The organism is Zhihengliuella sp. ISTPL4, assembly GCF_002848265.1.
GTDB lineage: Bacteria > Actinomycetota > Actinomycetes > Actinomycetales > Microbacteriaceae > Microbacterium.
This window is the reverse complement of the sequence record NZ_CP025422.1, coordinates 2,048,209-2,067,021: the sequence shown is the minus strand read 5'-3', so window position 1 is coordinate 2,067,021 and position 18,813 is coordinate 2,048,209. Positions and strand designations below refer to the sequence as shown.

Genomic DNA, 18,813 nt, shown 5'->3' with positions numbered 1-18,813 from the left:
GCGAGGAGGGCGACGGCGATCGTCGCGGCTGTGATGAAGAACGTGAGATTCCGCAATGGGTTCTTGGGCTTGTTCATGAGAAGTCTTGGAGCGCGGGGCTTTGTCGGTATCCGCCCCCCTATTGGGCGGGGCTGAGGACGGTCGTGCCGTTTGTGGAGATCTCGACGATGCCACGGTCGTCAACGAGGATGATGCGCTCGTCGATGACGGAGAGGGCTTGCACGGCGCCGCGCAGCGATTCCAGCTGCTGCCAGGCACCGCTTTCGTCCTGTGACCACAGGACGCCGTCCGTACCAGCACCAAGAAGGGTGCCGTCCGTGCGCGCCTCCAGGGCGTACAGGACAGGGGCCGCATCGACGGGCGTGAAGGTGTTGCCGCCGTCGGTGCTGAGGAGGAGGCCTTCTTCGGCGGCGGCGTACACGCCGGATTCGGTGGCGGCGAGATCAGCGGCGCCGAGGGGTGCACGCTCTGTCCAGGTGCTTCCCTCGTCGGTGCTGGTGAGTAGGTTCACCTGACTGGAAGGGATGCCGTACAGGACGCCGTCGGGTCCTGCGGTCAGGACGTGGAAGTCGGTGGTCCCGTTGAGGGCGATCGGGGACCAGGAGTTCCCGTAGTCGTCGCTGCGGATGATGCCGAGGTTCGGGGCTCCCAGTTCAGGCGGGGTGTCTTCCCCGGGGTGTCCGGACGCGAACAGCGTGTCTTTCCAGGCGGTGAATCCCATGGCGTCGAAATCGTGTCCGCCGATCGGGCCGGAGATCTTCCCGCCGGGGTCGAGGGTGAAGATGCCGTTGTGCGTGGCGATGAGCAGGTCATCGCCACGTGGGTCTTCGGCGATGCCGTGGATGTGGTCGATGCGGGGTGCCGAGTCGGGGTTTCCGAGCGGTGTTGCGGTGCAGCCGGTGGCGATGACGGCGAGGGCGGTCACCGTGGCAGTGGCGAGAAGGAGTGAGCGTTTCATGATGGCTTCCGGTGGCGGCCGCGGGACGGCCTGGCTTCGCGGCGCGCGCGGCAGGAGCGCACCGACATGTAATGGATGTCGAGGGCGTGGCAAAGAGGTGGCAGGTGAGGGCGGGCCGAACGTTTTCTCGGCCCGCCCGGGTCCTAGAGCTGTTCCAGGAGTTCCTGCATTGTGGCGATCTCTGCGGTCTGATCGTCGATCACTTGCTGTGCGAGGTCGAGGACGTCCGGGTTCTGCGCCTCGTCAAGGGCAGTTTGCGCCATGCCGACGGCACCTTCGTGGTGCACGATCATCTGTTCGAGGAACAGACGGCTGGCCTCGGCGGCGTCTGCGTTCTCCAGCAGGGTCATGTCTTCTTCGGACATCATGCTGTCGTCACCGCCCATTGACCCATGGTCCATGCCGCCCATGGAGTCAGGGGCGTAGTCCACGCCCCAGTCTTCGAGCCATCCGAGCATCTTGTCGATTTCGGGACCCTGCGCTGCTTTGATCTGTTCGGCGAGCTCGACCACGCGTGCGTCGACGCCGTCCTTGGCGAGCAGGATGTCGGACATCTCGATGGCCTGCTGGTGATGCGGGATCATCATCGTGACGAACATCTCATCCGCCTCAGTCGCCTGTGAGGTCGACGACGACTGCGACGGGGAGGTGGTCTCGCTAAACGGTGCGGTGCTGTTGTCCGCGCAGCCGCTGAGCGCCAGCGCGAGTGTCAGGATGCCGGTACTGACAGCGAGGGGGATCTTCTTGTTCATAATTGTTCCTTCGATAAGTCGTATGAGGGTTGCGCAAGTAACGGCGCCAGGGGGCGCCGCGAAACCGACCGCTCGGATCGGCGGCGACTACTCAGGTGCGACTTATCGAAAGGAACGTGAGCGAAGGAGCCCGCGGAAGGACACTGGTCGCATCCCACCTAACCGGGATCGTCACGCGGTGGAGGGGCAGGCCGCGACCGTGGACCAGCGTCGGAGGAAGCAGCAGCAGGAGACCAGCGAGCAGCGCGAGCACGCACGCCGCCAGCATGTCGTTGTGGCCCTGGCCGGTCCCGGTGCTTACGTGACAGGGCCCATCGCAGGCGGTGTCCGCGCTGTCGGGGCTGCCCATCACGTCAGTGACGTGCTCGTCGCCTGCTGAGGATGTTGAGTGGGTGAGCCCGGTTGAGCCGTGCCCGGCAGGTTCGGCGGTGAAGGTATGCATCGCCAGCAGCCCGACGATGACCATGAGCGTGGCCGCGCCCAGCATCAACACCGCGCGCACCGACAGCTGCGGGCGTGCGCTGCGAAACGCGGCATGCATGTGGGAACCCTTCATCCTGTTCAGAATGCTAACACCGCGGACTATGCGCCTCATCGGGTGGCGACCGGCCTCGCACGCGGATAGCGGGAGACAGGCCGCAACCATCTACCCATCGTATCCGGGATACCCCATAGGGGTATATGGTTTGGGCGTAAGACATCCCGTCCGTACCGATCGAGAGATGAATATCACATGTCCGACTCCATCATGGGATCCTGCTGCGGCCACAACCCTGGCGCTGTCTCTGCCGAAGGACGCAAGGACCTTCTCACCCGGTCCGCGCATGAGTACGCCGAATGCCCCGTCATGGTGGGCAGCACCGTCGTCAAGGCGGACGCGGAAGCCGCCGGCTTGTTCCGCGACTACGGAGGCAACCGGTACTACTTCTGCTGCGCCGGATGCGGCCCCGCATTCGACGCTGACCCAGCCAGATACGCCACCGCCGCCGTCTGAAACAGCGGCAGTCACGTGCAGGCTGCAGCATTTTGACCTGCACCGTTCACCAACTCCCAGGAGGATATGTCCATGAGCACCCCGCACAGTGGCGGCGCGGACCACGCACACGCCGATCACGATCATGTGGCGCACGGCCACGCTCCGTCGGACCCTCCCGCGGTGACCGCCACAGCGCACGGTTCGCAGACGGACCATCGTGCAATCCCGCATGAGCATGGCGAGTCGACGTCGCACGAGGGCCACGGCGCACCGTCCGGCCACGGTGGACACGGCGGGCATGCGGGACATGGCGACCACGTCGGCCAGTTCCGGCGGCTGTTCTGGATCATGCTCGTCCTGGCTGTGCCCACCGTCGCGCTCTCTGGCATGTTCTCGATGATCCTCGGCTATGCCCTTCCCGACGTCCCGGGTCTTTCGTGGGTGTCGCCCGTGCTCGGCACGATCATGTATGTCTGGGGCGGCAAGCCGTTCCTCGTCGGCGCGGTCAGTGAGATTCGCTCTCGCCAGCCGGGCATGATGCTGCTGATCGGTCTGGCCATCACGGTCGCGTTCGTCGCCTCCTGGGGTGCGACGCTTGGCATCCTGCACCATGAACTTGATTTCTGGTGGGAGCTCGCCCTCCTCATCGTCATCATGCTGCTCGGGCACTGGATCGAGATGCGCTCTCTCGCGCAGACCACGTCGGCGCTCGACTCCCTCGCCGCCCTCCTGCCGGATGAGGCGGAACGAGTTGAGGGCGACCAGGTCGTCACCGTCTCGCCCGCCGCCCTCGTCGTCGGCGATGTCGTGGTCGTGCGGCCCGGTGGAAGCGTCCCCGCAGACGGACGTATCGTCGATGGACGCGCATCCATGGACGAGTCGATGGTCACCGGCGAATCCCGCACCGTGGAACGCAGCATCGGCGACCAGGTCACGGCAGGAACCGTAGCCACCGACTCGGGTCTTCGAGTGGAGATCACCGCGACCGGTGATGATACGACGCTGGCCGGTATCCAGCGCCTGGTGACGGAGGCGCAGAGTTCCTCTTCCCGCGCGCAGCGTCTCGCCGACACGGCCGCCGCGTGGTTGTTCTGGTTCGCCCTCGGCGCTGCGGCGACCACGGCGATCGTGTGGACGCTCATCGGGTTCCCCGATGCTGCTGTCATCCGCACGATCACGGTTCTGGTCATCGCCTGCCCGCACGCGCTGGGCCTGGCCATTCCGCTGGTCGTCTCCATCGCTACCGAACGCGCCGCGCGCGGGGGCGTGCTCGTCAAGGACCGGCTCGCCCTGGAGAGCATGCGCACCGTCGACACGGTGCTGTTCGATAAGACCGGCACCCTCACCAAGGGTGAGCCTGTCGTCTCCGAAGTCTCCGCCGTTGACGGCGCCGACCCCGACCGGGTTCTCGTCTTGGCCGCGGCGGCCGAGGCCGACAGCGAGCACCCCCTTGCGAAGGCCATCGTCCGCGCGGCTGCCGGAAAGCAACTCACTGTGCCACGCAGTGCGGACTTCACGTCATCACCCGCCGTGGGCGTCACCGCAACCGTCGAGGGAACGACTGTCCGGGTCGGCGGACCGCACCTGCTGTCCGAGGAGAGTGCGGATGAGCTCCCGATCGCCGATCAGTGGCGTGCAGATGGCGCCATCATCCTGCATGTCACCCAGGATGGGCGCGTTCTCGGTGCCCTGAAGCTCGCCGACGAGGTGCGTACGGAATCCCGCGAAGCCGTCGACGCCCTCCACGCGCTCGGCGTGCAGGTCGTGATGATCACCGGCGACGCCGAAGCCGTCGCGCACACAGTCGCCCAGGACCTCGGCATCGACCGCGTCTTCGCAGGGGTCCGCCCCGAAGACAAAGCCGCCAAGGTCCAGGAGCTCCAAAACGAGGACCGGAAAGTCGCGATGGTCGGCGACGGCGTCAACGACGCCCCCGCCCTCGCGCAGGCCGACGTCGGACTCGCGATCGGGGCCGGTACAGATGTCGCGATCGCCTCCGCCGGTGTCATCCTCGCGAGCGACGACCCTCGCTCAGTGCTCTCCGTGATCGAACTATCACGGGCCTCGTACCGGAAGATGAAGCAGAATCTGTGGTGGGCCGCCGGCTACAACCTCATCTCCGTGCCCCTCGCCGCCGGCATCCTCGCCCCCATCGGCTTCGTGCTGCCGATGTCGGTCGGAGCGATCCTCATGTCGTTGTCCACAATCGTCGTCGCCCTCAACGCACAGCTGTTGCGCCGACTCGATCTGCGTCCCGACACCACGACCCGCGCCATTCTGAATCGATGACGACACCGCCCGGAGACCCAGATGACTGATACTGCCAACCCCACAACGTCCTGCGACCACGGCGACCACGGGTACATCACTGACAAAGCCCGCTATCTCGCACGCCTCAAGCGCATCGAAGGACAAGCAGGTAGATCTGCCACGCTTCCGTGACAAACGGCAACATCAGGGCGATCACCAGCCGCACCACGTCGGCCGCCACGAGCACCGCCTTCCTCGGCAACCGGTCTACCACTGCCGCAATCAGGGGCGCGACGCCAACATAGGCGACCATCTTGATCTTCAGTGCCGTGCCGAGCACGGACCCCGCGGCGTCCCCCGCGATATCGAACGCGAGCAGTCCCAGCGCGACCGTGAGAAGCCCCGTGCCCAACAGGGCGATCACCTGCGCGGCAAACAGCTTCGCATAGGTGACGTTGCGCAGAACGCGCAGCATCAGCGGCGGTCCTCCGGCGAGGGGTGCTCGCCGCGGTGGTGCGGAGGGTCGTTGCTCAGCGAGTGCTGTGCTTGGAAGATCGCGTCCGCGACGAGCTGCCGGGCGTGCTCGTTCGTGAGCCGGTAGAACACCTTCGTGCCCTCTTGCCGCGCCAGCACGATCCGCGCCAGGCGGAGCTTCGCGAGGTGCTGGGAGACGGCAGCGGGGGACTTGTCGACGATATCGGCGAGGTGGTTCACCGAAAGCTCCTCATCCCGCAGCGCGAGAATGATCCGCACCCGCGTCGCATCCGCGAGCATCGAAAACACCTCGACCCGAAGGACTGCCGCTATGGCTCTCAGCACGAGCACCACCACGCACTGCCCCGCATGCGGCACGTGGGTCTGCGACGAGGCGGCGTCCGCCGGCACTACGCCAATCGCTTCTCGTCTCTGGCGCATCGGTGTCCGCGGTGCGCGAGCGAGAAGGGCCACATGCTGCCCGCCCGTCACCGCGATGGACGCATGGCAGATCACGTCGAGAGCGCCGGTCGCATGGTGGCCGATGGGATGACGCCTCGGTATCCCGTGGCGTTGTGATCCGGGCGCCGCGACATAATGGCGCACCGTGCTCCTATAGTGCTCAGTACACGAGCGTCGGGAGCAGCTATGGCCACGACATCCGTCGATATCGACGAGGACACACTGAAGCAGGCCAAGAAGGTCGCCGGCACAACCTCCGACCGCGAGACGGTAGATCTCGCCCTGCGCGCCCTCATCGCGATGCGACGTCAGCCCGAACTCGAGAACGCCCTCTCCCGCCTGCGCTCGGTTGTGGATCCGGCCACCGCTCGCGCCGCCCAGGCGACAGAGAACGTCTGGCGTGAGATCGCTGACGAGTTCGGCCTCCTGAAGTCGGGCGAAGTCGGCGCTCTGCTGGGCGCCAGCAAGAGCAATCGCGAGTTCGTCTCCATCCGCCGCAATCGCGGAGAGCTGCTGGGCGTTGTCCGCAACAACGGCTACCTGTACCCGGGCTTCCAGTTCGATCGATCGACCGGGACCATCAAAGCGTGGGTGAAGCCGCTGCTGGAACTGGCCAGGGAGCACAGTATGGGCGCCGTCGACGTGCTCTTCTGGATGATGACGCCGACCATCTACTTCGGCGGCGATCGGCCCGCGGATCACGCTGGCGAAGGGGACCGGCTCCTTGATGTGGCCGGACGCTCATGGAGCGTCCACTGGTGAGGCTTCCTGGCCCGCGAGCCTACGAAGACTCGATCAGGCTGCCCTTCGCTGAGCTGATCGTGCAGCTGCGGGAGATGATCGGCGTTCGGCTGGTTGCGTACATCGGCGGCGTCGAGGCTGCACGCTCGGTCACGTCGTGGGCAGACGATGCCGGCGAACCCGGAGAGGTAGACCGCGAGCGGCTGCGCCACGCGTTCTATGCAGCAGCGCTCCTGTGCGAGTGGTACGACACCTCCACGGTCCAGTCCTGGTTCACGAGCCTTAACCCGGCTCTGAACGATCAGGCGCCAGCCCAGCTGCTGCGTGAAGGCGATCCTCTCAAGGATGCCCGCGACGTCAGCGCCGCGGCGAAGTCGTTCGCGTACATCGGATGACGTTGGACAACTCGAGATCGCTGAAGACATGCGCGCGGTGGCGCCAGGCGCGCTTACCAGCGGGGTAGCTGTCTACGCATCGGGTGGATTTCGAGTGGCTTTCGGGATGGAAAGTAGTAGAATCAACATATGGAGATCCTGACGCCCGCCGCCCAGCACGGGCGCACCATGCGCATGGACATCCATCAGATTGTCCGTGAGCTCAACGCCGCACTTGGTCCGACGCTCGTCGCATCGTTGGCGGGCTCGAAGGATCGCAAGCTGCCGATTCGGTGGGCCAAAGAGGACGGCCCGGAACCGCGGCCCGAGTTTGCGCGTCGCCTCACGTTCGCGCACCGCCAGTGGACGTCGCTGTCCGCGGCCGATGGTGAGCATGTCGCCCGGCAGTGGTTCATCGGTGGCAACCCGTTCCTCGGGGAGAACACGCCGATCACGGCGATTCGCGAAGACCGTCACGTTGAGGTCGCTGATGCAGTGACATCGTTCATTGCCGGAGCAATCGACGAGTGAGACTCGAGCGAACCTGCGACGTCACAGGTCTGCATCTGATCTCGGATGCAGGTGTCTACGGGTTCCACGTTGGCAAAGGCGACTATCCCGCGCTGTCGGGAGCGCCGCGCGATGCCGCAGACAGCTCCCGCACATCGTGGAATCGTTATGACGTTCCCGGACAGACCTACTACGTGGCAGAGACTCGCGAATGCGCGTATGCCGAGGTCCTTGCGTTCTTCAAGCGGCCGAATGGTTCATCCGATCCGCTGAGCGAGGACGCCGCGTTCCATGACATGACCCTCGAGGCCTACATCGAAGAGATCGCCATGGAGTGGTCGGAGCGCGACTTCATGGGCCTTGGCGCTGTTCCAGCCGGCTGGCGATTCCACCGGGGCATGATCCCGGTGGTCATCCCGGACACCTGGCTCATCGACATCGAGCACCCTGACTCGATCGCGGCCATCGAGACGTTCATGGGTGAGGAGCTCGGTCGGCTCGGCGTGGACACCTGACCACGGGCACGTTGCGCGGCGAAGCGAGAGAGATCACTACGGCAATCGCTGACCACCTACACGGCATGCCCCTCGATACTGGCTTGCCGTCCCAGGGCATCCACTTCGGCAGCAAGCACGGCGCCTCGTGGTGCAAGGCGTTCTGGCTCGATCACCCGGCGACGCCGGACATCCTGACGTTGTCGCCAGAGCCGATCCACGTCACCGACGAAGCGCTCAGAGCAGCTGCCGATCGCTTCAGTATTCGGGTCTTCTGAGCGCTCACCGCTCCTGCGCGAACATCCCTGAGCTGACACCCTCCAGCAGAACCCCCGGCTCCACCTCGAGCGCCTCGGCGATCCGCACGAGCGACTGCATGTTCCGGCAGCTCGTCGAGTGGATACGCTCCGTTTGTCGACGCGTTGACCGTGCTCGAGCCGAAGAGCTGAGCCAACGGCGCGACGAAATCGCCGCGGGCGACCGGACACCCGGCCGCCCGCGGTGGTGCTGATGCGAGCTCACATGAGAGATGCTGGAACTCACACGTGCGCTCCGTCGAACGTGGCCACACTTGCCGGTCATCACAGAATGGAGCCGAGATGGTCCTCGCTGAGCCGATGTCGAACGAGGACCGTCTGGAGCTCGTGCGTCTGCAGAACTTGGAAAGCTGCTTCATCTCGCTGCGAGACTCCGGGCCCTCGACCGTCGCGGATATCGCGGCCGAGACTGGCCTGTCGCGTCCGACGATCAAAGACCGTCTCCAGGACCTCATCGCGCTCGGCCTTGTCACCGAAGTCGGGCGGGTGGTCCGGCGCGGGCAGAGCTCCGGGCGGCCGGCATCACGATTCGCAGTCAGCCCGCGCGCGGGATACGTGATCGGGCTCGAACTTGGAAAGCATCACGAACGCATCGTGGTCGCCGACATGGCGAACGTCGTCCGAGCCCGCTACGTGTTCACGGCTGATGACAGGACGAGCGTAACCGACAGGATGCGCTCGCTCGTCACGCGGGTAGCCGACATCCGCAGTACGCATGCCGATCTGGGTCCGCTGCTGAGAATCGGCGCGGCCGTCCCGGGCGCACTCGCCCCGGACGGCCTCATGACTCGTTCACCGATCTTCAAGGAGTGGACAGGGCAGAACGTCGCAGACGCTTTCGCCCGCGTCTTCGACGTGCCCGTCGTGCTCCAGAACGACCTGAACGCCGCAGCATTGGCAGAACACCGGCATGGGGCCGCCGCCGATGCGTCCGACGTTGTCCTTGCGCTCGTATGGCACCAGGTGTCCGCGGGACTGATCATCGACGGTGCCGTACGCGTCGGTCGTCATGCCCGAGCGGGCGAGATGAGTCAGCTGGTCGCGTCGGCAGATGACCGAATGCTGCAGCGATGGCCATCGATGCCCGACTTCCTCGAAACGCTGACTGCCGCCGAAGCGGGAGATCAGCGCTCGCGCGAGCTGGTCGAGGAGTTCGCTCTCGCGGCAGGAGCACAGATCGCCACTCTGCTGATCGCCGTCGACCCCGACGTGGTCGTGCTATACGGTCCGGCATCGGCCAACGACTATGTCGCCGAGCTTGTGGCGAACGCCGTGCATGCGGCTGTTTCACCGCCGGAGGACACTCCCCTGCTTCAAGCACAGCTCGGGGCAGACGCCGCTGCGACGGGGGTGCTCATCGCCGCCCTGGAGTCCGCCCACACTCAGTTCTTCGGCGAAGCGGGCACTCCGATCCAGCAGCTGATCGAGGCTGGCGCCCCCGCGACACGGTGATCCTCCTCCCGTTGTCGAGGCGTCCGGATCGTCGGACTTGACAACGCGGTAGACATCGGATGAAATGCTCCAAGCGGACTTATCGAATAGTCTTTCTTTAATCAGGTCCGCCCGGGTGCGATAACGCGACCCGACCCGACCCGACCCGACCCGAGCATCACATTTCAATGAGGAGATCAGCATGAACCGCAGGAAGGCACTGACGCTGAGCCTGACCGGCATCGTCGCGACCGGAGCGCTCGCGCTCACCGGCTGCGCTGGCGGCGGAGCGAACGCAGAGGGCAAGGACGGCCAGAAGGTCGTCTACGTCGTTCCGTCCAGCTGGGCGCAGACCGGCGCATTCGCCGACAACGTCAAGGCCTGGGAGAAGGAGAGCGGCAACACTGTCGAGATCCAGGCGATCCCCGACGAGCAGTACGACGACACCGTCCGCGCCCGCCTGCAGGGCGGCGAGGGCATCGACATCTACGCCGGCCAGGACAACGTTGACGACCCGTCCGCCATCATGCGTGAAGTGGACGAGTCCGCATTCGCTGACCGCATGGCCGAGAGCGTGCTCGAGTCGATGCGCGCCGAAGACGGCAAGATATACGGATACCCGGCCGCCGACGGCCTGAGCTCCTTCGGAGTCATCTACAACAAGGATGTCTTCGAATCGGCTGGCGCGGCAGCGCCGAAGACTCTGGATGAGTTCACCTCCGCACTCGAGAAGGTCAAGGCCGAGGGAACCACCCCGCTCTACCTGTCAGGTGCTGACGGATGGACGCTGCTGCAGCACCGCAACTCTGTCAACGCCAACCTGCTCGGCCAGGATCCGGAACTGGCAGAGAAGCTCGCTACCAACGAGACCACCTGGGGCGATGTCTCCGAAATGAAGCCGCAGTACACCGCACTCGCTGAGTGGGCCTCCGCGGGCCTCACCAACAGTGACGTGCTTACTGCCAAGTACGAGACCGCGATCAAGTCCGTCGCAGACGGAAGCGCTGGTGCGATCATCAACGGCTCCTGGGCTATCGGCGAGATCCGCAAGGCGAACACCGACGCGAACATCGGCTTCTTCGCGCTTCCTACCGAGGCCGGTGAGAACCAGGTTGCACTGTCGCGTCCGAACATCCTGCACATCGCCGCGGCGAGCAAGGTCGAAGACGCTGCTGCCGACCTGCTCCAGTTCCTGATCACTCCCGAGAATGTCGCAGCGCACCTAGCTGCCGCACCCGGGATTCCCGCTTTCACCGATGTCGAGCTTGAGAACCCGGATGCCGCGATTGCGGACATTCAGAAGTACGTCGAGAACGGCCAGTCGGGCCGTGCGTTCGACACGGCGACTGGATTCCCCACGCCCGAAAGCGAGCTGATCGCGGCCTACCAGGAGCTCGTTGGTGGCCGTGTCGACGCCGCCGGCTTCATCAAGAAGGTTGACGCAGCCTGGCAGGCCGCCGGCAAGACCGCCGGCATCAAGGGCTTCTGAGCCATGGGGCGGGGAGTAATGCAGAGACGTGCCAAGAGCAGAACCGAGGCCAAGGCGTACCCGTACTGGTTCGGGGCACCGGCGACTCTGATCTTCAGCGTCTTCTTCGTGCTCCCCGCCGCACTCGGGCTCTGGCTGAGCTTCACGAACGCGTCGACCATGTCGCAGCGGCAGGATTTCATCGGACTGGCGAACTTCCAGCTACTGTTCGGCACGCACGGTGAAGCATTCCTCGGCGCGATGGCAAACCAGTTCGTCTACGCGCTGATCACCACCATCGGAAAGACCGGCATCGGTGTGCTGCTCGCGTTCTTCCTGAACCGGGCTTTCCTCGGACGCAACGTGCTGCGCGCGGTCGTCTACATGCCGATCATGTTCTCGACCATCGTCGTGGGCATCGTGTTCGGGTTCATCCTGTCGTACGAGGGCCTGCTCAACTCGTTCCTTCGCAACATAGGTCTCGGCTTCATCGCGCAGGACTGGCTCGGTGATTTCGACCTCGCCCTGTTCTCCGTAACGGCAATCGACATCTGGATGGGCGTCGGCTGGACCGTCGTGCTGGTGCTGGCTGCCCTGCAGGGCGTACCTGCAGAGCTGCTCGAATCCGCGGAGGTCGACGGCGCGGGGCGCTTCAAACGGGCGATCCACGTCAGCCTCCCCACCGTCGCGCCGACCATCAGCCTGGCTGCGCTGCTCACCCTCATCTCGGGTCTTAAGTCGTTCGAGATCATCTATGCGACCACCGGCGGCGGACCGGGAAACGCCACTGAGGTGATGACCACCTTCCTGGCGAAAGCTCTGGGTACGACCAACCTCGGCTACGCCTCCGCGATCAGCTTCGTGCAGTTCGCCATCATCACCATCATCGCGATGATCATCCACCTGATCAGCCGCCGGATTGAAGCGAGGATGTCATGAAAGAGCGACTGAGCCGGAACGCGGCGACCTATGTCGTCGCCCTCGCCGTCGGCATCCTCTTCGTTGTCCCCATGGTGCTCGTGCTGCTGAACTCGTTCAAGTCGCAGACCGAAGCGTCCGGATTCACCCTTACCCTGCCGACCGAATGGCGCTTCGACAACTACGTCACCGTGCTTTCCGACCCCAGCGTCGCTCTAGGTCTGGTCAATAGTGCGATCATCACCATTGGAGTCACGGGCGGCACGATCACCGTGTGCGCGCTGGCAGGCTTCCTTATCGCCCGCCGCACGAGCCGTGTCACCTCGAGCCTGTACATGTACCTGATCGCTGGTCTGATCGCCCCGTTCTCGTTCATCCCCGCTATCCGGGTGCTGCAATGGCTCGGCCTCTACAACACGCACCTCGGCCTGATCCTCTCGGACATCGCCACTCAGATCCCGTTCATGGTGCTGATCTTCGTCAGCTTCGTCCGGCAGATCCCGCGGGAGATCGATGAGGCGGCCATCATCGACGGCGCGGGTTCGCTGCGCATGTTCTTCACCGTGGTTTTCCCGCTTATGAAGCCGGTGACGTTCACAGCTCTGGTGCTGCTCTTCACCTATGCGTGGAACGAGTTCCAGAACGTGCTGTTCCTCACCTCCAGTTCGAAGACGTGGACGATGCCCATGACCGTCTATAACTTCCAGGGGCTGCACACCTATGATTACGCGCTGGTCAGCGCGAACCTCGTAATCACGATCATCCCCGTCCTCGTCGTGTACCTGATCGCGCAGCGCTACATCCTTTCGGGGATGGTCGCCGGCGCGGTCAAGGGCTGACCTGCGATGGGTGCAACACCGAAAGTAGTCATGCTCGAAACGCAATTGTCCACAGTCGCAAACGACCGGCACGCACGAACGAACTGGTTCCGGGCCGACCGGTTCGGCATGTTCATCCACTGGGGAGCCTTCTCCGTCCATGGCCGCGGAGAATGGCTGCGCTCGTGGGAGAACATCTCGATGGAGGAGTACCAACCCTTCATCGACGGGTTCACCCCTGATGCCTTCGACGCCGACGAGTGGGCACGCACGGCAGTCGCGGCGGGCATGAAGTACGCCGTGCTCACCGCGAAGCATCATGACGGCTTCTGCCTGTTCGACAGCGCGCACTCCACCTATACGTCCATGCACAACGGCTTCGGGCGCGACGTGGTCGCCGAGTACGTCGAGGCGTTCCGCCGCCATGGGCTGAAAGTCGGGCTGTACTTCTCGTTGATCGACTGGTCGCATCCCGACTTCCCGGTCTTCGGCGACGCGCATCATCCTCACCGTGACGACCCCGCGTACGAAGGCGTCGAGCACGACTTCGACCGCTACCTCGACTTCATGCACGCCCAGGTGCGCGAGCTCGCCACCAACTATGGCCAGCTCGACCTCATGTGGTTCGACTTCTCGTACGACGACCTGACCGGTGAGGCCTGGCGCGCCGGCGAGCTCGTCGAGATGGTCCGCGAACTCCAACCCGGAATCCTGCTCGACAACCGTCTCGAGGCCAACGGGGGCAGCTTCGGCTCGATCATCACCGACTCGCCTCTGCCATGGTCCGGCGACTTCGTCTCGCCCGAACAGCTGATCCCCGCCGAGGGGATTCTCGACCTGCAGGGTCAGCCCGTGCCGTGGGAGGCGTGCATCACCCTCAACAACCATTGGACGCACTTCTTCGGCGACGAAGATTACAAGTCGCCTCGGATGCTGATCAGGAAGCTCGTCGAGATCGTCAGTAAGGGCGGCAACCTGTTGCTCAATGTCGGGCCCCACCCCGATGGCCACATCGTCACGGAAGAGCAGCAGATCCTCGCCAAGGTGGGGGCATGGCTTTCCCGCAACGGCGACAGCATCTACGGCGCAGGCGCTGCCGACTTGCCCAAGCCGGAGTGGGGATACTACACGCGCAAGGGAGACGTGCTCTATGCGCACGTGTTCGAGCCTCCGGTCGGGCCTCTTGCACTTGTCGGTGTCGACGCGTCCCGCATCGACTCGCTCGAGATCAGCGGCAAGCGGGTCGAGCGGGCGGAGTCCTGGCTCATCGAGGCGTATCCCGATACGGCATTCGTCAGCTTCGGCGAGGGCGACCCGGCGCTGACGTATCCGTTGCCCGACGACGTCGACACGGTGATCACGATTCGTCTGACGCCACAGTCAGTTCAGCACGGCTCGTGAGCCCGCAGGTCCTGCTGCTGCGCAGCGCTGGCGTCGCGCTCATCGTCGACTGCCGACACCAGCGGGCGCGGGTGGTGCACTGGGGTCCGGATCTCGGCGCCCTCGATGATCGTGCGCTTCTAGCGCTGTGTGATGCTGCTGTCCCAGCTCGTCTGAACGCGACACCTGACGACCCGCTGCTGTTCGGCGTGCTTCCCACCGAGGATGACGCCTGGACCGGTCGCCCCGCCGTTGTCCTCTCCCGGTCCGGGATCGCGACGACCCCGCGGCCGCGCCTGATCTCGGCGAACCTGGAGGATGCGGCAGCGCGGCTGGTCCTGCGAGATGAAGCGTCGCTCGCCGAAATCACCGTTGAGCTCGCACTGGATCCGCACGGCGTGCTCGAGCATCGGCGCACGGTGCGCAATATCGGCCAAGAAGCGCTCACCGTAGACGGACTGGATGCGGTGCTCCCGCTGCCGGTGCGCGCCGACGAGATCCTCGATTTCACCGGCGCATGGATCGGAGAACGGATTCCACAACGGCATCCCGTCTCCTTTGGGGTTCATGCTCGAGAGCATCGTCGTGGACGTCCGGGCCATGACGCCGCCTTCGTCACCCTGGTCGGCACCGCAGGGTTCACCAATCGCCGAGGCGAACTGTGGGCGATGCACGTCGCGTGGAGCGGCGACCACGGAAGCTATGTTGAGCGCTCAGCCGACGGCGCCGGAGACCTCTCCGTCGCTCTTAGCGGCGGAGAGCTGCTTAGGCGCGGTGAAGTGATACTCGATCCGGGCACCTCGTACTCCGCACCAGCAGTGTTGTTCACGTGGTCCGATGCCGGAATCGACGGCATTTCGGATCGGTTCCACGCCCGTCTGCGTGCCAGGCCACATCACCCGCATACCCCACGGCCCCTCACGCTGAATACCTGGGAGGCGGTGTATCTCGACCATGACGTCAACACGCTCCTGCGGCTCGCGGAACAAGCGGCTGACGTGGGAGTCGAGCGGTTCGTGCTCGACGACGGCTGGTTTCGCGGCCGCACTACCGACTCGGCGGGGCTCGGCGACTGGTATGTCGACGAAGGCTCATGGCCGGAGGGTCTACACCCCTTGGCGGACCATGTGCGCTCGCTCGGCATGCAGTTCGGGCTGTGGGTGGAGCCGGAAATGGTCAACCTCGATTCGGACCTCGCGCGTAAACACCCAGAGTGGTTGCTGACTCCCGCTGACGGCTGGCCATCGCGAGCACAGTACGTACTCGACGTGGCGCAGCCCGCGGTTTACGAATACCTCCTCGAGCGACTCGACGCGCTGATATCCGAGTACCGGATCGACTTCCTCAAGTGGGACCACAATCGCGATCTGCTCGAGGCTGCCAGCCACGCGCAGACGCGAGCCGTGTACGCCCTCATGGATGCCTTGCGTCAGCGGCATCGTCAACTGGAGATCGAGTCGTGCGCCTCGGGTGGCGCGCGCGTGGACCTCGGCATCCTGCAGCGCACAGACCGGGTGTGGCCGTCTGACACCTTGGATCCGCTCGAGCGCGAGCGAATCCACCGTTGGACGTCGTTGTTGCTTCCCCTGGAGCTCATCGGCTCGCACATTGGCGCCGCGACCGCACATACCACCGGCCGCAGGATCAACGGGACCCTGCCTTTGATCACGGCGCTGTTCGCTCACGCCGGTATAGAGATGAACCTGCTCCGGGTGAATCAGGCGGAACGTGACGCACTAACGCAGTTCGCCGAACTCTATCGAGAGACCCGTGCGCTGATGGCGTCCGGGCGTCTAGTGAACGCGGACGTGTTCGACCCAGCAGTCCGACTGTTCGGTGTGGTGAGTCCAGATCGGAGCCGTGCGCTTTTCGCTGTAGTCCAGATCGGCATGACCGCCGGACGCCCCGCGCGAGTCCAGATCCCCGGGCTCGATGAGAGCGCTGGGTATGACGTCCGTGTGCGCTCGGAGCTCGGGGTGCCGGATCGGGGCACGAGCACCGGGCCGGCCTGGTTCGACGCAGCGTTGAACGCACCGCTCCGCTTGGGGGGTTCCGTGCTCGCGCGCTCGGGACTCTCGCTTCCCCCACTGCGCCCCGAGACTGCCGCCCTGATCGAGCTGACCCGCGTGAGAGAGGAGACCTCCGATGACCACTGACCTTCGTATCGGCATCGTCGGCTTCGGGCATCGAGCTCAGCTGACTGACCAGGTGCAACGCCCGGGCCGGGGCTCGTTTGTCTCGGCAGTGCTTGATACAGCCGAGCGCGGCCGAGCAGACGCTCGCGAGAGGCTGCCGAATGCCTTCGTGACCGACACGCTTGACGACTTCATCAGCGCCGGTGTGGACGCCGCGCTGGTGCTCACTCCCGATGATCAGCACACCGATGTGACCGTGGCACTGCTGGAGGCGGGCGTTCCCGTGTTCTGCGAGAAGCCGTTGGCGACGAAAATCGCGGACGCGGATACCATCCTCGAAGCAGCGCACCGCACCGGAACCCGTTTGTACGTCGGCCACAACATGAGGCACATGCCGGTGATCGTGCTCATGCGACAGCTGATCCTCGACGGGCGTATCGGGGAGGTCAAGGCGATCTGGTGCCGCCATTTCGTAGGTCACGGCGGCGACTACTACTTCAAGGACTGGCACGCCGACCGCCGACGCACCACGGGCCTGCTCTTACAGAAGGGCGCGCATGACATCGACGTCCTGCACTGGCTAGGCGGCGCTCGCACGATGAGCGTGAATGCGATGGGGGCGCTGGCCGTGTACGGCGACATCACAGATCGCAGTGACCATGCCGGTGAGCGAATGCAGGACTGGTTCAGCCTCAACAACTGGCCGCCGACCGCGCAGACCGGCATGGCGCCGATCCTCGACGTTGAAGACCTCTCGCAGGTGAATATGACGTTGTCCAACGGCGTCCTCGCCTCCTACCAGCAGTGTCACTTCACGCCCGACTACTGGCGCAACTACACGGTTATCGGCAGCGAGGGCCGGCTGGAGAACTTCGGAGACGAGATCGACGCAGAGGTACGCATCTGGCGTCGACGCACACACGGCGCAGGAGAGCCCGACGAGGTACACCGTGTAACCGAGCTCGCCGAGGGAGCGAGCGCGATCCACGGAGGAGCCGACGATCTCCTGATCGCTGAGTTCCTGCGATTCGTGCGGCACGGTGGTCGTACCGATACGTCTCCCGTCGCCGCAAGAGACGCGGTGGCGACGGGGATCGCGGCGACCGAGTCGATTCGATCAGGTGGTCACGTGCAGAACGTGCCGGCCCTCTCACCGGAGCTGGTCGCGTACTTCGAGGGCGGACAGAGTCGATCTACATCGGACCCGGGCATAGCCTCATGACGCAGCACGCAGCCTTAGTCGATCTTGAAGCCGTCGAACGCGACGAGCCTGTGTCATGGGAGCTCGTCGACAAGCTCGGAGCGCTGATTCGCCGCACTGAAGGGGTGCCCCACCCCATCGATCCCGGGGCGTCGGGCGCCGCCGTGGCGCGTGCCCTGATCGAGCTCGTACCCGTCGCACTTGAGCGCCACCGCGAAGCCGATGTCCCCGCCGGCGTGACACGCGAGACGCTGATCGACGTCGGACGAAAGCACCGACTGTACGGCGCCGCGTCGGTTGTGCCATGGATGCTTGAGCTGATGCGAGCGGACGTGCTCAGCGCCGGGCGGCTTCAGGTCTCCATGCGCGAGAGCGAACACGGTCATCACCTGCACGTCCCTGAACTCGGACCACTGCTGCCAGCTGATGTCGATGCCGCATTGGCCCGCGCCTCTGAGCTGACCGGGAGCGCGCGGTACGCGTGTACGAGTTGGCTTCTCGACCTCCGACTGTCATCGGCGCTTGCCGGGTCGAACATCGCGGCATTCGCTGAGCGTTTCGACATCGTCTCGGGCGATGAGGAGACGCTGCTGGCCAGCGAGGAGGCCGCGAGGTTCGTTTTTCGTCGCCCGCTCGTCGAGGTCCTCGACCCCGCGTTGCCGACCAAGTCGCGGCTTGAGCGAGTGGTCGCCTCAGCGCTGCGCCGCGGTCGGAATTGGACGATGCCAACGGGAGTGCTGAAGGCCCGACACTCTCACTGACTCCACGGGGCGTCGACCGTGTGAAGACTGCCGCCCTCGGCAGACGTCTCCTTGCTCGGGACGGTGGGTTCAACCGACTCACTCGTCGGCCTTGACCTTGTTGCCCCACAAGGGGCGGATACCACTTCGAACTCGCTGGTGCCTTGGCTGGTAGTAACCGTCTCGTGGTGGGGAACCCCGTTGCGCGCGATCTGCGCCAAAAGCACCGTTTCTGCCAAGTCCGGCAAGCTCTGCCAAGGTGGCCTTGGCTGGAGAGAGCCCTACTCCCGCTTGGGATCGGAGGCCCCTGCCAAGGTTGCCAAGTAGTAGATCTGTTATGTGAGAAGAAAGAGAAAGAAGTAAGAGAGATAGGCCCAACTTCACTCTGGAACCCCCTATAGAACACCCCGCACT

The 18,813-nt window shown here is 64.8% G+C and carries 19 protein-coding genes and 2 pseudogenes; 16 read left to right on the top strand and 5 right to left on the bottom strand.

The window, feature by feature from the left end; all coding sequences use genetic code 11:
- Positions 1-118: 118 nt before the first annotated feature.
- The 3 genes from CYL12_RS09965 to CYL12_RS09955 form a co-directional block, all read right to left on the bottom strand.
- Complete coding sequence (locus tag CYL12_RS09965) at positions 119-958, bottom strand: F510_1955 family glycosylhydrolase (RefSeq protein WP_053548208.1); 840 nt, start codon at positions 956-958, stop codon at positions 119-121.
- Positions 959-1,101: 143 nt separating this feature from the next.
- Positions 1,102-1,710 (bottom strand): DUF305 domain-containing protein, encoded by a 609-nt coding sequence (locus tag CYL12_RS09960; protein ID WP_101847470.1) that lies wholly within the window; start codon positions 1,708-1,710, stop codon positions 1,102-1,104.
- A gap of 91 nt (positions 1,711-1,801) precedes the next feature.
- Positions 1,802-2,251 (bottom strand): DUF6153 family protein, encoded by a 450-nt coding sequence (locus CYL12_RS09955; RefSeq protein ID WP_101847469.1) that lies wholly within the window; start codon positions 2,249-2,251, stop codon positions 1,802-1,804.
- 192 nt (positions 2,252-2,443) lie between these two features.
- On the opposite strand from CYL12_RS09955, the gene CYL12_RS09950 reads away from it, so the two are divergent.
- The 3 genes and pseudogenes from CYL12_RS09950 to CYL12_RS17430 form a co-directional block, all read left to right on the top strand.
- Complete coding sequence (locus tag CYL12_RS09950) at positions 2,444-2,704, top strand: YHS domain-containing protein (protein ID WP_101847468.1); 261 nt, start codon at positions 2,444-2,446, stop codon at positions 2,702-2,704.
- Between the two features lie 72 nt (positions 2,705-2,776).
- Positions 2,777-4,975 carry a heavy metal translocating P-type ATPase gene (locus CYL12_RS09945; protein ID WP_233486703.1) on the top strand — a complete coding sequence of 733 codons (2,199 nt, stop codon included), beginning with the start codon at positions 2,777-2,779 and terminating at the stop codon, positions 4,973-4,975.
- A gap of 21 nt (positions 4,976-4,996) precedes the next feature.
- A pseudogene (locus CYL12_RS17430) lies at positions 4,997-5,104 on the top strand (CopY family transcriptional regulator); the annotation flags it as partial.
- Here CYL12_RS17430 and CYL12_RS09935 read toward each other — a convergent pair.
- A pseudogene (locus CYL12_RS09935) lies at positions 5,097-5,411 on the bottom strand (MFS transporter); the annotation flags it as partial. The pseudogenes CYL12_RS17430 and CYL12_RS09935 overlap by 8 nt on opposite strands.
- The gene (locus CYL12_RS09930) at positions 5,411-5,767 is read right to left on the bottom strand and encodes an ArsR/SmtB family transcription factor (RefSeq protein ID WP_286120530.1); all 357 of its coding nucleotides are present in this window, start codon (positions 5,765-5,767) and stop codon (positions 5,411-5,413) included. The pseudogene CYL12_RS09935 and the gene CYL12_RS09930, both read right to left, overlap by 1 nt.
- Before the next feature lie 291 nt (positions 5,768-6,058).
- Between CYL12_RS09930 and CYL12_RS09925 the strand changes: the two genes are divergently transcribed.
- From CYL12_RS09925 to CYL12_RS17185, 13 genes are all read left to right on the top strand, one after another.
- Positions 6,059-6,634: a type II toxin-antitoxin system VapB family antitoxin gene (locus CYL12_RS09925; RefSeq protein WP_158297143.1), complete on the top strand. Its 576-nt coding sequence runs from the start codon at positions 6,059-6,061 to the stop codon at positions 6,632-6,634.
- Positions 6,631-7,008, top strand: a complete 378-nt coding sequence (locus CYL12_RS09920) for a hypothetical protein (RefSeq protein WP_199399100.1) — start codon at positions 6,631-6,633, stop codon at positions 7,006-7,008. The genes CYL12_RS09925 and CYL12_RS09920 overlap by 4 nt, the downstream gene beginning before the upstream one ends.
- A 129-nt stretch (positions 7,009-7,137) precedes the next feature.
- Positions 7,138-7,518: a hypothetical protein gene (locus CYL12_RS09915; RefSeq protein ID WP_101847464.1), complete on the top strand. Its 381-nt coding sequence runs from the start codon at positions 7,138-7,140 to the stop codon at positions 7,516-7,518.
- Positions 7,515-8,012, top strand: a complete 498-nt coding sequence (locus tag CYL12_RS09910; RefSeq protein WP_101847463.1) for a hypothetical protein — start codon at positions 7,515-7,517, stop codon at positions 8,010-8,012. Before CYL12_RS09915 ends, CYL12_RS09910 begins: the two co-directional genes overlap by 4 nt.
- A 65-nt stretch (positions 8,013-8,077) precedes the next feature.
- Complete coding sequence (locus CYL12_RS17190; RefSeq protein WP_158297142.1) at positions 8,078-8,269, top strand: hypothetical protein; 192 nt, start codon at positions 8,078-8,080, stop codon at positions 8,267-8,269.
- Positions 8,270-8,590: 321 nt separating this feature from the next.
- Positions 8,591-9,760, top strand: coding sequence for an ROK family transcriptional regulator (locus CYL12_RS09905; protein WP_101847462.1), 1,170 nt, complete (start codon positions 8,591-8,593; stop codon positions 9,758-9,760).
- Between the two features lie 181 nt (positions 9,761-9,941).
- The gene (locus tag CYL12_RS09900; RefSeq protein WP_101847461.1) at positions 9,942-11,228 is read left to right on the top strand and encodes an ABC transporter substrate-binding protein; all 1,287 of its coding nucleotides are present in this window, start codon (positions 9,942-9,944) and stop codon (positions 11,226-11,228) included.
- Positions 11,229-11,246: 18 nt separating this feature from the next.
- Positions 11,247-12,146: a carbohydrate ABC transporter permease gene (locus CYL12_RS09895; RefSeq protein ID WP_158297141.1), complete on the top strand. Its 900-nt coding sequence runs from the start codon at positions 11,247-11,249 to the stop codon at positions 12,144-12,146.
- A complete protein-coding gene (locus tag CYL12_RS09890) occupies positions 12,143-12,964 on the top strand; it encodes a carbohydrate ABC transporter permease (RefSeq protein ID WP_101847459.1) in 822 nt (273 codons plus the stop codon). The genes CYL12_RS09895 and CYL12_RS09890 overlap by 4 nt, the downstream gene beginning before the upstream one ends.
- Before the next feature lie 30 nt (positions 12,965-12,994).
- Positions 12,995-14,344 carry an alpha-L-fucosidase gene (locus CYL12_RS17425; RefSeq protein ID WP_101847458.1) on the top strand — a complete coding sequence of 450 codons (1,350 nt, stop codon included), beginning with the start codon at positions 12,995-12,997 and terminating at the stop codon, positions 14,342-14,344.
- Positions 14,341-16,479 carry an alpha-galactosidase gene (locus CYL12_RS09880; protein WP_101847457.1) on the top strand — a complete coding sequence of 713 codons (2,139 nt, stop codon included), beginning with the start codon at positions 14,341-14,343 and terminating at the stop codon, positions 16,477-16,479. Before CYL12_RS17425 ends, CYL12_RS09880 begins: the two co-directional genes overlap by 4 nt.
- Positions 16,469-17,680, top strand: a complete 1,212-nt coding sequence (locus CYL12_RS09875; RefSeq protein WP_101847456.1) for a Gfo/Idh/MocA family protein — start codon at positions 16,469-16,471, stop codon at positions 17,678-17,680. Before CYL12_RS09880 ends, CYL12_RS09875 begins: the two co-directional genes overlap by 11 nt.
- Positions 17,677-18,420 (top strand): acyltransferase domain-containing protein, encoded by a 744-nt coding sequence (locus CYL12_RS17185; RefSeq protein WP_158297140.1) that lies wholly within the window; start codon positions 17,677-17,679, stop codon positions 18,418-18,420. Before CYL12_RS09875 ends, CYL12_RS17185 begins: the two co-directional genes overlap by 4 nt.
- Positions 18,421-18,813: the final 393 nt, after the last annotated feature.

Excerpts from the sequence above, each read along its gene's own strand:
- CYL12_RS09965 (WP_053548208.1), bottom strand. The coding sequence starts at position 958 with ATGAAACGCTCACTCCTTCTCGCCACTGCCACGGTGACCGCCCTCGCC.
- CYL12_RS09960 (WP_101847470.1), bottom strand. The coding sequence starts at position 1,710 with ATGAACAAGAAGATCCCCCTCGCTGTCAGTACCGGCATCCTGACACTC.
- CYL12_RS09955 (WP_101847469.1), bottom strand. The coding sequence starts at position 2,251 with ATGCATGCCGCGTTTCGCAGCGCACGCCCGCAGCTGTCGGTGCGCGCG.
- CYL12_RS09950 (WP_101847468.1), top strand. The coding sequence starts at position 2,444 with ATGTCCGACTCCATCATGGGATCCTGCTGCGGCCACAACCCTGGCGCT.
- CYL12_RS09945 (WP_233486703.1), top strand. The coding sequence starts at position 2,777 with ATGAGCACCCCGCACAGTGGCGGCGCGGACCACGCACACGCCGATCAC.
- CYL12_RS09925 (WP_158297143.1), top strand. The coding sequence starts at position 6,059 with ATGGCCACGACATCCGTCGATATCGACGAGGACACACTGAAGCAGGCC.
- CYL12_RS09915 (WP_101847464.1), top strand. The coding sequence starts at position 7,138 with ATGGAGATCCTGACGCCCGCCGCCCAGCACGGGCGCACCATGCGCATG.
- CYL12_RS17190 (WP_158297142.1), top strand. The coding sequence starts at position 8,078 with ATGCCCCTCGATACTGGCTTGCCGTCCCAGGGCATCCACTTCGGCAGC.
- CYL12_RS09905 (WP_101847462.1), top strand. The coding sequence starts at position 8,591 with ATGGTCCTCGCTGAGCCGATGTCGAACGAGGACCGTCTGGAGCTCGTG.
- CYL12_RS09900 (WP_101847461.1), top strand. The coding sequence starts at position 9,942 with ATGAACCGCAGGAAGGCACTGACGCTGAGCCTGACCGGCATCGTCGCG.
- CYL12_RS09895 (WP_158297141.1), top strand. The coding sequence starts at position 11,247 with ATGCAGAGACGTGCCAAGAGCAGAACCGAGGCCAAGGCGTACCCGTAC.
- CYL12_RS09890 (WP_101847459.1), top strand. The coding sequence starts at position 12,143 with ATGAAAGAGCGACTGAGCCGGAACGCGGCGACCTATGTCGTCGCCCTC.
- CYL12_RS17425 (WP_101847458.1), top strand. The coding sequence starts at position 12,995 with ATGCTCGAAACGCAATTGTCCACAGTCGCAAACGACCGGCACGCACGA.
- CYL12_RS09875 (WP_101847456.1), top strand. The coding sequence starts at position 16,469 with ATGACCACTGACCTTCGTATCGGCATCGTCGGCTTCGGGCATCGAGCT.
- CYL12_RS17185 (WP_158297140.1), top strand. The coding sequence starts at position 17,677 with ATGACGCAGCACGCAGCCTTAGTCGATCTTGAAGCCGTCGAACGCGAC.